Origin of the sequence: Metabacillus dongyingensis (assembly GCF_019933155.2) — a bacterium.
GTDB classification, from domain to species: Bacteria; Bacillota; Bacilli; order Bacillales; family Bacillaceae; genus Bacillus_P; species Bacillus_P dongyingensis.
In genome coordinates, this window is record NZ_CP082944.1 from 2,741,962 (window position 1) to 2,755,167 (window position 13,206).

General features: G+C 38.6%; 14 protein-coding genes, 1 riboswitch and 1 other annotated feature. All 14 genes read right to left on the bottom strand.

Annotated features, from left to right (window positions below; all coding sequences use genetic code 11):
• Positions 1-242: 242 nt before the first annotated feature.
• On the bottom strand, positions 243-866 hold the full coding sequence (locus K8L98_RS13590; protein WP_223435434.1) for a LysE family translocator: 624 nt from the start codon (positions 864-866) through the stop codon (positions 243-245).
• Positions 867-934: 68 nt separating this feature from the next.
• Complete coding sequence (locus K8L98_RS13595) at positions 935-2,293, bottom strand: sodium-dependent transporter (RefSeq protein ID WP_223435435.1); 1,359 nt, start codon at positions 2,291-2,293, stop codon at positions 935-937.
• A 63-nt stretch (positions 2,294-2,356) separates the two neighbouring features.
• Positions 2,357-2,577: a binding site (T-box leader), on the bottom strand.
• A 126-nt stretch (positions 2,578-2,703) separates the two neighbouring features.
• Positions 2,704-2,970, bottom strand: a complete 267-nt coding sequence (locus K8L98_RS13600) for a hypothetical protein (protein ID WP_223435439.1) — start codon at positions 2,968-2,970, stop codon at positions 2,704-2,706.
• Positions 2,971-3,165: 195 nt separating this feature from the next.
• Positions 3,166-3,825: a carboxylesterase family protein gene (locus K8L98_RS13605; protein WP_223435441.1), complete on the bottom strand. Its 660-nt coding sequence runs from the start codon at positions 3,823-3,825 to the stop codon at positions 3,166-3,168.
• Between the two features lie 117 nt (positions 3,826-3,942).
• Positions 3,943-4,764 carry a membrane protein insertase YidC gene (gene yidC, locus K8L98_RS13610; protein WP_223435442.1) on the bottom strand — a complete coding sequence of 274 codons (822 nt, stop codon included), beginning with the start codon at positions 4,762-4,764 and terminating at the stop codon, positions 3,943-3,945.
• Entirely contained in the window at positions 4,713-5,072 is a 360-nt protein-coding gene (locus K8L98_RS13615) for a hypothetical protein (RefSeq protein ID WP_223435443.1), read from the bottom strand. Before K8L98_RS13615 ends, yidC begins: the two co-directional genes overlap by 52 nt.
• Positions 5,073-5,193: 121 nt before the next feature.
• On the bottom strand, positions 5,194-6,195 hold the full coding sequence (locus K8L98_RS13620) for an ABC transporter substrate-binding protein (protein ID WP_223435444.1): 1,002 nt from the start codon (positions 6,193-6,195) through the stop codon (positions 5,194-5,196).
• Positions 6,196-6,236: 41 nt separating this feature from the next.
• Positions 6,237-7,019, bottom strand: a complete 783-nt coding sequence (locus K8L98_RS13625) for a heme ABC transporter ATP-binding protein (RefSeq protein ID WP_223435445.1) — start codon at positions 7,017-7,019, stop codon at positions 6,237-6,239.
• 2 nt (positions 7,020-7,021) lie between these two features.
• Positions 7,022-8,110 carry a FecCD family ABC transporter permease gene (locus K8L98_RS13630; RefSeq protein ID WP_223435446.1) on the bottom strand — a complete coding sequence of 363 codons (1,089 nt, stop codon included), beginning with the start codon at positions 8,108-8,110 and terminating at the stop codon, positions 7,022-7,024.
• A 126-nt stretch (positions 8,111-8,236) separates the two neighbouring features.
• Positions 8,237-8,397, bottom strand: a riboswitch (cobalamin riboswitch).
• A 5-nt stretch (positions 8,398-8,402) separates the two neighbouring features.
• Positions 8,403-9,059: a 5,6-dimethylbenzimidazole synthase gene (gene bluB / locus K8L98_RS13635; RefSeq protein WP_223435448.1), complete on the bottom strand. Its 657-nt coding sequence runs from the start codon at positions 9,057-9,059 to the stop codon at positions 8,403-8,405.
• Positions 9,060-9,153: 94 nt separating this feature from the next.
• A complete protein-coding gene (locus K8L98_RS13640) occupies positions 9,154-10,020 on the bottom strand; it encodes a GHMP family kinase ATP-binding protein (protein WP_223435449.1) in 867 nt (288 codons plus the stop codon).
• A 170-nt stretch (positions 10,021-10,190) separates the two neighbouring features.
• Positions 10,191-10,760: a nitroreductase family protein gene (locus K8L98_RS13645; RefSeq protein WP_223435450.1), complete on the bottom strand. Its 570-nt coding sequence runs from the start codon at positions 10,758-10,760 to the stop codon at positions 10,191-10,193.
• Positions 10,748-11,551, bottom strand: coding sequence for a uroporphyrinogen-III C-methyltransferase (cobA, locus tag K8L98_RS13650; RefSeq protein WP_223435451.1), 804 nt, complete (start codon positions 11,549-11,551; stop codon positions 10,748-10,750). Before cobA ends, K8L98_RS13645 begins: the two co-directional genes overlap by 13 nt.
• Before the next feature lie 252 nt (positions 11,552-11,803).
• Complete coding sequence (locus K8L98_RS13655) at positions 11,804-13,198, bottom strand: cobyrinic acid a,c-diamide synthase CobB (RefSeq protein WP_223435452.1); 1,395 nt, start codon at positions 13,196-13,198, stop codon at positions 11,804-11,806.
• Positions 13,199-13,206: the final 8 nt, after the last annotated feature.

Genomic DNA, 13,206 nt, shown 5'->3' on the forward strand with positions numbered 1-13,206 from the left:
CAAGTTCTTTTCTCATAAGCTTCTTGTGATTCAGACATTAGACTGTATTATCATTTTTATTTCCTCAATTTTAGAGCCGATTTGTCAGGAATGGATTATTATTCCTTTCCAGGTTCATTTATGTGAATCAAATAATAAGAACCCAGCTTTCCTGGTTTATTGATTCCTATTTGTGCTAATAGTATTTTTCAAAGTAGGCAAGATCAGCAGCCAAAATAAAAAAGACATCATATCTGATGTCTTTACTTTCTTTCCAATGCTAATTTTATGCCAAATCCAATGAGTACTGCACCGGTAATGCCTTCCATCCAATTTTGTACAGCTGGCTTCTTCATGAAAGCACTCAATTGATGAATCAAATAAATATAAATAATAAACCAAATAAAAGTAAGAAAGGTGTATGTTAATCCCATGATCATAAACTGTGTAAAAGTATTTGATCCCGGCTCCAAAAATTGAGGCAAAAAGGTTAAAAAGAAAACAGCTACCTTAGGGTTTAGGAGATTTGTCAAAAATCCCTGCTGATAACAGCTGACTTGCTTTGCTTCAGGCTTTTGTTCTTCTCTATCTTGTATTCTGCCCGGTTTTTTTAAAGTCCATAAAGATTTAAGGCCTAAATAAATGAGGTAGCAAGCTCCCGCGTACTTCAGGATTGAAAAGAGAAAAGCTGATTTGACAATAAGTGCTGATAAACCTAACACAGCTGCAAAAGTATGAATTAAAAGTGCTGTCAAAGCCCCGAACACTGTTTTCATTCCTCCTGCCCGCCCGCCAGTGATTGTATTCTTAGTAGCGATGGCTGTATCAGGTCCAGGCAATAAAATTAATAAGATCGACATGATGATAAATAATGATAAGTGCTCCAAGCTTATCACCCTCCATTCTGAATTTTACCTATTTTAACATATGGAGGGAAAGCTTGATAGAGCCTAATTTAACGGGAAAGCAGTTTCCAGATTCCTAAAACATCCAGCAAAACAAGGAAAATAGCAATTGGAGCTACATATCTCATTAAAAAGAACCAAGTGTTAAAGAGCCCTTTAGATAAAGACGAACCGTTAGCAAGTTCTGAGTAAAGCATGGATTTTTTCATTTTCAAAGGAACAAAGATGGAGATCAGCAGAGCGCCAATCGGCATCAAAATGTTGCTGACCAAATAATCGGCTGCATCAAAAATTGATTTTCCGAAAATGCTTACGTCACTCCAGATTCCGAATGATAAGGCAGATGGCACTCCAACTGCGAATATAGTCAGTCCAATGATCCAGGACCACTTAATCCGTTTATTAGCATCACCTTTAGCAATTACAGAAACGATAATTTCAAGCATGGAAAACGCTGATGTTAATGAAGCAAATAAGAAAAGCAGCAGGAAGGCAACAAAGAATATCATTCCAAATGCCATTTGATTAAAAACGGTCGGCAGAACATTAAATAACAAGACAGGCCCAGCATCGGGCTTCAGTCCAAATGTAAAAACTCCCGGGAAAATAGCTAATCCTGCCATAACAACTATAAAGATATTCATACCTACAATCGAAATCGCTGATTGCGGCAAATTTGAATCCTTCGGCAAGTATGAACTATAGGTAAGCATTACTGAAACACCCACACTTAGTGTGAAAAAGGATTGTCCAAGTGCTGCAAGAATGGCCTCAGAAGTTAATTTTGAAAAGTCAGGATAAAATAAAAATTGTACACCTTCCATTGCACCTTCTAGTGTAATGGAACGGAATATCAGCACTATAAATAATAGAAATAAGGCCGGCATCATAAATTTGCTTGTACGTTCAATCCCATTTTGCACACCCTTTGCAACAACGGCAATGGTTATGATCATAAATACAAGGTGAGCTCCAACGCTAAGCAGCGGATTAGAAATCGTAGCACCAAATAACTCCCCAAACTGCTGCTGATTAAGTCCATTCAGTTCTCCTGATATCGCTTTAACTAAATATAAAATGATCCATCCGCCAATGACACTATAAAAGGAGAGCAAAACAAAGCATGTTATCATGCCCAGGTATCCAATAGAATACCATTTTGAATCCGGTGCAATTTTTTTATAAGATTCAATCGCATCACTTTGTGTGCTTCGCCCGATTGCAAACTCTGCAAGCAGTAAAGGCAATCCAAGCAGGATCGTGAACAACAGGAAAATGAAAAAGAAAGCACCCCCGCCGCTTACCCCTGCGATATAAGGGAATTTCCAAATCGCTCCAAGTCCGATTGCAGATCCTGCTGCAGATAAAATAAATCCTAGTTTTGATGACCACTGCTGATTTTCCTTCATGTTGCACCTCTTTAAAATTTCTGTATTATTAATGAAAACGCAAAAAAGCCGCCCCTATAAAAATATAGGGGCGACTATTCATCGCGGTACCACCCTAGTTGAGAATAAAATTATTCTCCGGCTCTGAAGTCTATATCGGGACAACCCGTTAATCCCTTCCAATAGGTCGAAATTAAAACTCAGGGACCGAAATTCATCTTTTTTGTATGTACTGATTCCCACCAACCATCAGCTCTCTAAAACAGTGACAATAAGATTACTTTGCTTCCCATCAACGTTACGTTCCATTAATTTATAGATAATTTAAACATCTGAGATTGCGCTTGTCAACATAAATTGTATTTTTAAAAAAGGATAATCGACTTTTCAGCTGCTGTTTCGCAGAAAAGAATCCAATCAATGAAGGGATACTATTCATCAAAAACTTCCGGTTCATTAAAAACGGTAATTACTTTTGTAGCGCTATTTATCTTACAGTCCAAATTCCAAATGGTTTTTTTAAAGCAAACGACATCCTCATTTTCAAGGTAAAACTTTAAGAGCACATCATCTTCGGCATCAATAATCGCATATTTATCCTTGCTTCTGAAAAGCTCGTGTTCCTTATGCATCACGACTTTCCAGCCATGTTCCAATGAGAATTCTTTAAAATCTTTCGTGAATTTTTTTAAATTCATAAAGCTTTACCTCCAATCAGCATTTATTTTCATAAAAAAAGCTTGTGTACAGATGGTTTAAATGGTATATTACTAGAGCGATGAGCTGATTTGTGTAAGCCGAAGGACATGCGGTTTTCCGCACACATGAATGTGGTCATGTGGTTTTTCGCCTCAAAACGCAAGGAGACGACTGTTTTTACAGCGTCTCCTTTTTTATTTACTTTGCTTCAGAAGCCATGAAAAAAACTCAGGATCATTGTAGGCAGCTGTCCATGAGTCATGACCTGCTTCAGGATAAGAAGTAAACATTACATTCCCTCCCGCAGTTTTAATAGCATTCACCATATCCAAGCTTTCCCTGATTGGGATAACATCGTCTCTTTCCCCATGAAAGATCCATGTTGGAATTTCTTTTAACCGATCTGCTTTTTCAGGGCAGCCTCCCCCGCAAATAGGCGCTAGTGCAGCAAATAGATCAGGCATCCTTGATGCAAGCTCAAAAGCCCCATAAGCTCCCATGCTCATACCTGTTAAATATATTCGCTTGAGGTCGACGCGATGCGTTTCAATAACCTCTTTTAAAAGTGCAGACACACCATCTAATTCCATGATCCAATTTGCTCTCCCTGCAGTGGAAATTGGACACTGAGGTGCAAGGAGAATAAACGGAAAGTCTCCTTTATCAACGACTTCCGGCAGTCCTATTTTTTTTACAAGCTTTGGATCTGTTCCCCGTTCACCGGCTCCGTGAAGAAATAAAACAAGAGGTACCTCTCCCGTTCCTTTTTCATATCCAGCTGGAAGTTTTAAAAGGTAGGACAGATTGACATCTATTACTTTTGTGATTGTTTTTTGAAACACATCTGACTTCATCTTGTTACTCCTTTAGTAGTTTTCATTTATATCCTCTATTACATTCTGCCTGATAAGCAGCAAACCCTTTTTTTAAGCAGCAAAAAAGGCCAATTCACTTGGAATTGGCCCTGGGTGTTATGATTTAGCCATTGATAATGAGCTTGGTTCTGCTTGAAATAGCTTCTTTGTAAGCAATGTTTGAAGGATGACAAAGATTCCGCCGATCGTCCAGTATAGGGGCAGTGCAGCAGGTGCTGTCAGAGAAAATACGCCAATCATGATTGGCGACAGATAGCTGAACATCGCCATTTGCTTTCTCTGCGCCTCATCAAGACCAATTAATGAAACCCTTGACTGTAAAAAATAGATCCCGGCAGCTAGAAGGGTCAATGTTAAATCAGGACTGCCCAGATTGAACCATAAAAACGAATGCTCTGCGATTTCAGGAGTTCTTTGAATGGCATAATAAAAGCCTGTCAGAAACGGCAGCTGTATGAGAAGCGGCAAGCACCCTCCCAAAGTAGCCAGCGGGTTAATATTATGCTTTTGATAAATCTTCATCGTTTCCTGCTGAAGCTTCGACTTTGTTTCAGCATCTTTTGCTTTTTTCATTTTTTCCTGCAGTGCTTTTAATTCAGGCTGTGCTTTTTCCATCTTGCCTTTCATATGCATCTGATCTTTTGACTGCTTTAAAGCAAAAGGCAGAAGCACGAATCGGATCAGCAGCGTGACAAGGATAATTGAAAATCCGTAGCTTCCTTGAAACCAGTCCGCAAATGTTGTAAGCAATACAGAGAAGGGATACACAAAATAGTGATTAAAAAAACCAGGTGTCTGGCCTGTAATATCCTGAATGTTTCCATTTGCCTGCTGGCAGCCGCTCAGTAAAATCAGCAGTGTAATTCCTAACAGTATGAGTAATGTTTTCCGTGAAATGAATGCAGCTTTCTTTTCCATTTAAATCCTCCTTGGTGTTTTCCATTTTGAGCTAAACTTCCAAGAAAGATAGTAGATGGTACATCATCACCTGAATCATACTGCCTCATTTGCATGGTAATCCAAAGTGAAATAGCATTTGTTTCATTTTGCATCCGCTGCGGGGAAAATTGATTCTCCTGCTCTTTTTTCATGACCGCCTTTAAAGAAGGATGCTTCTTTAATGATTGATTCAGCAAGTAGCCGAAAGCAAACATGGCTGCTACAGTAAAGAATAAGCTTAACAGCGATAAATATGGCGCCAAATCATGTGTAAATTCTAAGATCATCTGCTGCATTCACCTCCTTTTCATACTCTCAGTATATACTTATAAATAGGAAAAAGAAAGAGGATGACAATACCATGGCACGCCACATTGTTTATTATCCAACAATCATTTACTCCCTTTTTTACTCAAATTTCTCAGGATAAAATGCCCTTGCTAATGTATTAAGTGCTTGAGGGCCGCGAATTCCCTCTGCACCTGCAGTTAGCGGAAGAACCACAAAACGCTTGTTTTTGATAGCTGATACATCTTGAAGAGCAGGATGTGCTAACAAATAAGCTTTCTTTTGTTCCACTGTCGTATTTCCATAGTCCATAATGACAATCACTTCAGGATTTCGTTTCACAACCTCTTCCCAAGTTACGCTTGCCCAGCCTTTTTCAATATCGCTAAAAATATTGTGTCCCCCAGCAAGAGTGATAATATTATTTAAAAAGTTTTGAGCAGAAGTAAATGGCTCTTTTTCACCGCTATCATAAACAAATACGTTAACTGGATCTTCGATGTTGCCTAATTTCGTTTCGATATCGTTCATATCGGTCTTAATGGCAGTGATTAATTCTTCAGCTCTGTCTTCCACTCGAAAGATTTTTCCTATATTGCTGATGTCAGAAAATACATCATCCATGGTAGGTGCTACTATATTTGACGATTCATGAAGATATGCTTTAATACCAAAACTCTCTAGTTCCTCTATAGAACCAACCGCTTCTTCTTTATATGCACTTTCCCAGCCTGCATATACAAAATCAGGTTCTGCTTTTAATAAAACTTCCTGACTCGGATATTCATCAGCAAGGATAGGAACCTTTTCGTATTTTTCCTTCAGCTCCGGTAAAATTTCATCATCTAAATATGCAGTTCCTGCCATTGAATCTTCGAGTCCAAGTGCCAGCATAATTTCAGTAATATGCTGATTTAAACTTACAGCTCTTTTTGGAGCTTCTCTAAACTGAATTTTACGATCCAGATTATTAATTTCTATAACTTCATTTTCAGTTTCTTCTTGTGCTATATCGGTGTTCTCTTGTTCTCCGATCACTTCCGTTTGTTGATTGCAGCCAGAAATAAAAAGAAGCATACAAACCATTAATCCCATTCGTATTTTATCTATTTTAAATTTCATTTTTTCCTCTCCTTTTCCTATAACAATGTTTTTTCTGAAATCTAGTCATATAAAAGACTCTCCGACAAAAAAGTAATATGTGTCTTTTTTGTTAATGGATGTATATTGATATCTGCATTAACTCTGAAGATTTCCTTTAATAATTGTTTTGTCAGTACTTCTTCTGGGGAGCCGTAAGCTGCAATTTCTCCTTGGTGCATAACAAATATACGATCACAGTAATAAGCAGCTAGATTTAAATCATGTAATGCTGCAATAACAGTAATGTTTTTCAGCTTCTGAACTAAATCCATAATTTGTATTTGATGATGTACATCTAAATGATTGGTTGGTTCATCAAGTAAGAGTACCTTGGCTTCTTGTGCAAGAGCTCTTGCAATCATGACCCGTTGTTTTTCACCGCCAGATAATGAAGAAAAACTCCGCTGTTTGAATTCCTGCATTCCAACCTTTTCTAAGGCCAGGTCTATAATGTCTTCATCATGTTTTGTATCTGCTTTAAGAAAGCCTTTGTGAGGGGAACGGCCCATCAATACAATTTCTCTTACTGTGAAATCAAATGTGACAGGTGATTCCTGACTGACAATAGCGAGGTGCTGTGATAACTTACGGGAAGACATTTTATCTATATATTCACCTGAAAGAGTGATAACACCAGCATCTGGTCTTATCACACGAGACATATTTTTTAATAAAGTGGATTTACCGCTTCCGTTTGGACCAATAATACCTGCTACTTCACCAGAATGAATATTCAGATTAACTTCTTTAAGTACTTTTCGTTTTCCAATAGAAGCTGAAATATCTTTTATTGAAACATCCATGCTTAGCCCCCTCCTCCAAATGAATATGAACTCTTGCGTAAAAGCCAAATAAAAAATGGAGCACCGCAAAGAGCTGTTACGATCCCAATTGGCATTTCCTCGGGAGCAATGATAAGTCTTGCAAATAAATCAGCCATCACAAGAAATACAGACCCCATTAAAGCACTGATGGGGATATGCATTTTATGGTCAGATCCAAGGATGAGACGAACAATATGAGGAATCATTAATCCGATAAAACCAATGGCTCCACTGACAGCAACTAAAACCCCTGTTAGTAGTGCAGTAACTAAAATTAATATTTTTCGAAATACTTCTACGTTCAACCCTAAAGTAACAGCTGCCTCTTCCCCCATTAAGAGCAAATTCATATAGCGATACTGGCTCCAAATGAAAATAAAAACAATAACTGTTATTACAAAAGGTATAGGTATGTGCTTCCAGTTTGCTCCTGCCAAGCTTCCCATCATCCAAAACAACGCATCCCTTATCCCTTCTTGACGAGGTGCAGAAATGACGATGAAGCTTGTAAATGCAGATAGAATCATAGAAACTGAAATTCCAGCTAATAGGAGACGTTCAGTTGAAATTCTTCCCCCGACTTGCGACAGTAGAAAAACCAGAACAACTGAAAGAAGCGAGCCTAAAAATGCAGCAAGTGATAATGCATATTGTCCAAACATTGAAAACGCACCAAAGATAATGACTAGTGTAGCCCCAACAGATGCACCCGATGAAACTCCTAGTATATAGGGATCCGCTAACGAATTCCGAACCAAAGCTTGTATTGTTGTACCAGCGATAGTTAACCCGGCGCCTACAATTACTCCTAATATCACTCTTGGAAAACGAATGTTCCAAATGATATTCTCTTCTGCTTTAGACCATGTGACAGGAATCCATTCTTGTAAAATTGGAATTTTATAAGCTATGATTTTCCAAAATGTTGCCGGATGAATTGAAACAGGACCAACCATCACTGCAATCGTTACTACTGTGATAAGAGCAATGACTAAGAGCATAACAATGCTTATATGTTTGTAACCCCCAATGGCTTCCTGCTTATGACTATTAATAGAAATCAACTCCATTCTTCAAAAAACGCTCCTCTGATTCGAAATGCAGAAATTAAGACAAATAAAAAACGCCCACCTAAACCATGAGCGAACTTAAACTAAAACGAGAAAAAGGATACACTTAAAAGCACTCTCTCCATTCCCGCAGTAATAATAAAGGCAGATCTCCTGACTTATGCATCACCCTGCTTTAAGCACTTCCTATAAAATAAAACCATTTAACAGTGCGCGGGGAAGTTCTGGATTCACACCACATTTCCCTATTAAGTCCACCTTAGGACACCTTCACTTCTAAATAATTATTGTTTCAATCACCCTGATGTTTGTTTTCCCCCCATTTATTTTCATAGATAAGCTGTTCTAAAGGATGCCTTTTTTCCCAATTAGCTAATTCTAAAATAGGTTTCTCCGGATATTCATCCGTATAACCAATAGATAGAAGAGCGATAGGATCTATATGAAGAGGGATATCTAAAATGTCACGAATATCATTCTTTTTATAAAAACTTACCCACCCTAAGGCAAGCCCTTCAGCACAAGCTGCCAGCCACATATTTTGAATGGCACAGGCTGTTGAAAGAATATCTGTTTCAGGAATTGAATTTCTCCCTAATACATGTGAACCTCCTCTTGCTGGGTCGCAAGTTACACATATTGTGATTGGAGCTTCTTTTATACCTTCTACTTTTAAACCAAGAAATCTTGTTTCTCTTTCTCCATCATAATGAATAGCTAATGCTCGTCTTTCCTTGTCTGCTGCCCAAGCTAATTTTTCTTTTATTTTTTCAGATGAAATGATTATGAAATTCCAAGGCTGCATAAATCCAACTGAAGGTGCATGGTGAGCAGCGTTTAATATTCTATGTATAATATCTTTAGAAATAGGGACAGACAGAAAGCTTCGAATATCTCTTCTCTTGTAAATCACTTTATAAACAGATTCTTTTTCTTCTTTAGAAAACATAAAATTTCTCTCCTCTATTTTCTAAAAAGTTTTCACTATCTTACATTTTCCGGAATCCCGCAAAACTTCATTGTCAATTATTAAGTCAGTCTAATCAGTCTGATCTATGAAAATAATAGAAAGGTTTCATGTTAGGCTGATTGCTCAACTGGATAATACGTTTAGAAATTGTTTCTGCAATTTCGCCAATATTCTCAAAAGACGGATTCAATAAAACCCCTAGAACAGTGCCGCTGTGAGCGATGATAAGTCCTCCATCGTACTTTAAAGCAAAGCTTTTAAATTCACTAAAATAACGTTTTGGCAATATTTTTTGGTTTATACTGGCGCTTAGTGTCGCTGCTTGACAAACAAAAGACAAATCCTGAAATTCTATTCCTAATTTAACCAAATCATATGCCTTTGAGAAAACGGCTTGATCCTCCTTGCTATATCGTTTGGGCTGTCTGTTAAATTCAAGCGTATTAATTGTTCCTCCTAAATCCATTCCGATCAAAACGAAGGATGGTAAAGGACCTAGCGTCTCTATTAATTGTCCATGAATGTAGTCGTATGCAACCACCTCTTTATACATAACACCATCAGTAGGCTCAATCTCACTGGAAATCCGTGAGATGACCTCTTCTGACAAGGGTATGGAATAACTATCCGCAACAGCCTTCATTGCCGCAACAACATCAGCTGAACTACTGGCCAATCCTTTACCCCTCGGAATATTCGAGTTAACCTCCAAATGCCCTCCGCCTTTTAAATCAAACCATTGAAACACCTTTTTGCATGCCTCTACCGCTTTTGTATTTGAGAGTGATCCAGTAATCTCACCCATCTTGTTATGAGGAATAAAAACAGCGTTGCTCTTTAAAATTGGTATAGGCAGCGATATTAAAAATGGGCGTTCACATAAAACGCCTTGAACAAGTTCGCCAAACGTACCATTGCACCTTCCTATTCCCACCTTCATGCCAAAAACCCCTTTTTCCCATCAGCCAAACTATTAAAGGATACAAAAATACATATCTACATCGCTTAAATAGATGGGAGGTTTTGCTCTATTTTCTCCCTAACAAGAGACTGCCTTATTGTAGAATTGGGTTCAGCCTGTTGGTTCTTCCTTAAAATTGTCTCTTCTTTCTATAACCAAACCGTTTTTTCTTCAAAGGATGTTCTTGCGGAAGTCTTCATCTTCTTTAAAGCCTCTTCATCTGGATACCCAATAAATATATTCCCTATTATCTTCTTATTCTCAGGCGCACCAATGAACTGATACATCCGTTTATCATGAACAAGCCCCACGCCTCTTGTCCGCCACACAAATCCTAATCCCAGATCCTTCGCGGCCAGCCACATTGAATGAATCGCACAGCATACCGCATATTCATTATCTCGGGACGCTTCTTCATCCTCAGGAACGATGTCAGAAGTAACAACGATATGTACCGGTGTGTTCTTTAATACTTTGAGGGAACTTAGTACTAAATTCGGTTTTGTTGGAAAACGTTCTTGCAAAAACTCTTCTGCCAGCTTCTCATACCTTTTTTTAGCTTCACCTCTTATGACATAAAAACCCCACGGCTCTCTCATCCGATCGTTTGGAGCCCAAGTTGCTATTTCCAGTAATTCCTTAATCTTTTCGTCTTCTACGGCTTGATCACGATAGTCGCGTATTGCCCTGCGGCTTTTTAATTCCGTTATGATTGACACGCTGCCCCCTCCTTTTTTTTATCATTGTCTTTTAATAATTCCAGCTCTTCAAACCACTTTATTTTCTCCCTTAACTTCACCACACCACCGACAAGGATGATTGCAGGATGCTTTATTTGTGCAAGCTCCGCCTCTTTTTCAATCGTATTCAGGCTCCCTGTGACTGTTTTCTGTTTTTCAGTTGTCCCCCATTGGATAACGGCTACCGGGGTTTCCTGACTTTTTCCATTTTCGATTAACTTTTTGCAAATATAAGGCAAGTTTCCTACTCCCATGTAAAAAGCAATTGTATCAATTCCCTGAGCAAGGGCTGGCCAATTCAGATGGTCCTCTTCCTTTTCAGCGCGGCCATGACCTGTAACAATTGCAAAGGAAGAGGCATGGTCCCTGTGAGTAACCGGAATTCCAGCGTAGGCAGGCGCGGCGATGCCTGATGTAATGCCAGGCACAATTTCATATTTTATACCATTTGCAGCCAGGACCTCAGCTTCTTCCCCAACACGTCCAAATACACATGGGTCTCCTCCTTTTAAACGTGTCACCGTTTTCCCTTTCAGGGCGTACTGAACTAAAAGCTCATGAATTTGTTCTTGTATAAGTTCATGTTTTCCGGGAAGCTTTCCGCAAAAAATAAATTCCGCATCGTTTTTGGCATGATTTAATAGCTCTTTATTTACTAATCGATCATATAAAATCACGTCAGATTTTTGGATGCACTCCAAACCATAAACTGTAATTAATTTCGGATCTCCCGGTCCTGCCCCGACAAGATAAACATATCCTTTTGTCATGATCATTTCTCACTTCTTTCTTTTTTCTCTATAGTCATAGTCCTTTATTAGAACTCTTCCTTTTCGACATTCTAAATTGAGTGGAGCAAGATTGATATAAAGCTTTGATTCCCCATATGAATCCAGTAACCTTTTACATGGAATGGGTGACGTAGAAACTGGAGCTTCTCTTTCTATGTAAATTTCGATATTTTTGGATACAGGATGACGCGATCTTTTTCCTTCTGATGGTTGGTATTGCCGTAACCTATTTTAAAATGATTGAGCACCTTTACTCATGGCTTTAATTTCCTTGCACTTCTCTATCCAATTCATTACCATTTCAGAACAAGAAGCAAAATGAAAATGGGTATACCCTGCTACCAGGTTATGTTTTAAATAACCTTCTTTCTTCGTACCGCGCATCCCTTTGGTTTCATATGCATACTCTATTTCATTTTCAGAATGGAAGGTTGAATAATGAAATTCATGACCTTTTGCTTTTTCATTCTCACCGATTAGAAAATTATTTTTTCGACCGTTAATTTCTCTGTAGCCTAATGCAGCTCGTTTTGATTGCATTTTTACATCGCCGGAAATAACTCCTGCCATTGGGTAGCTGATTCTATTGGTTGCTTCGATTGAATCTGTCAGGTACATAAAGCCTCCACATTCGGCAAGTGTTGGTAATCCTTGCTCAATCGCCTGTTTTATGGAGTCTTTTGCGATATGATTATTTGAGAGAGCAGGAGCGAATTCTTCAGGAAAACCTCCGCCTAGATAAAGTCCATTGACACCAGCTGGCAATGCTTCGTCAGACAATGGCGAGAAATAAACAATTTCAGCACCGTAAGACTCCAGGATTTCTAAGTTCTCAGGATAATAAAAATTAAAAGCTGCATCTTTTGCTACCGCAATTTTAACCGTTTTTTCTGCTTTTTTTTCAAAAAGCGCAGATGCTTCGTTTTTATTCAGCGGCGAAGCTAAAGATATTTCAAGTAATTTATCAATGTCAACAGTTTCAAGAACAAGCTCTCCTAATCTATCAAAAAAAGGATCAAGATCTCCTCTTTCAATAGAAGGAATAAGTCCAAGATGTCTCTCTGGTATTTCAATATCAAGCTCACGCCCTAAATAGCCGATAACAGGAACCTGACATTCTTGTTCTATTGCAGTCTTTACCAGTTTAAAGTGTCCTTCGCTTCCAACTTTGTTGGCTATAACTCCTTCAATCCTAGGGCCATCAGCGAACAGTTGGAATCCCTTGACAATGGCAGCTGCACTTCTGGCCATACTGGCACAATTTACAACCAGCAAAACAGGCGTTCCCGTTATCATACTAATCTCTGCAGTACTTCCTTGATTCGTTTTCGGGTTTTTTCCGTCAAAAAAGCCCATAACTCCTTCTATAATTGAAATGTCCGCTCCACGGCTTCCATGTGTAAAAATATCAACAACTGTATCTTTTGATAACATCCAACTATCCAAATTACGGGCAACCCGATTTGTTACAGCGGTATGATAGGATGGATCAATATAATCTGGTCCGCATTTGAATCCTTGAACAGTCAACCCTCTTTTAATTAATGCGGACATTAACCCAATTGTTAAGGTTGTTTTGCCGACACCGCTTCCGGTACCAGCAATCACGATTCTTCGTTCTGCCACCTAAAATC

Coding starts and splice junctions, on each gene's coding strand:
- K8L98_RS13620 (WP_223435444.1), bottom strand. CDS start 6,195: ATGAAATTTAAAATAGATAAAATACGAATGGGATTAATGGTTTGTATG.
- K8L98_RS13630 (WP_223435446.1), bottom strand. CDS start 8,110: ATGGAGTTGATTTCTATTAATAGTCATAAGCAGGAAGCCATTGGGGGT.
- K8L98_RS13625 (WP_223435445.1), bottom strand. CDS start 7,019: ATGGATGTTTCAATAAAAGATATTTCAGCTTCTATTGGAAAACGAAAA.
- K8L98_RS13595 (WP_223435435.1), bottom strand. CDS start 2,293: ATGAAGGAAAATCAGCAGTGGTCATCAAAACTAGGATTTATTTTATCT.
- bluB (WP_223435448.1), bottom strand. CDS start 9,059: ATGTTTTCTAAAGAAGAAAAAGAATCTGTTTATAAAGTGATTTACAAG.
- K8L98_RS13600 (WP_223435439.1), bottom strand. CDS start 2,970: ATGAATTTAAAAAAATTCACGAAAGATTTTAAAGAATTCTCATTGGAA.
- yidC (WP_223435442.1), bottom strand. CDS start 4,764: ATGGAAAAGAAAGCTGCATTCATTTCACGGAAAACATTACTCATACTG.
- K8L98_RS13605 (WP_223435441.1), bottom strand. CDS start 3,825: ATGAAGTCAGATGTGTTTCAAAAAACAATCACAAAAGTAATAGATGTC.
- cobA (WP_223435451.1), bottom strand. CDS start 11,551: ATGACAAAAGGATATGTTTATCTTGTCGGGGCAGGACCGGGAGATCCG.
- K8L98_RS13615 (WP_223435443.1), bottom strand. CDS start 5,072: ATGATCTTAGAATTTACACATGATTTGGCGCCATATTTATCGCTGTTA.
- K8L98_RS13640 (WP_223435449.1), bottom strand. CDS start 10,020: ATGAAGGTGGGAATAGGAAGGTGCAATGGTACGTTTGGCGAACTTGTT.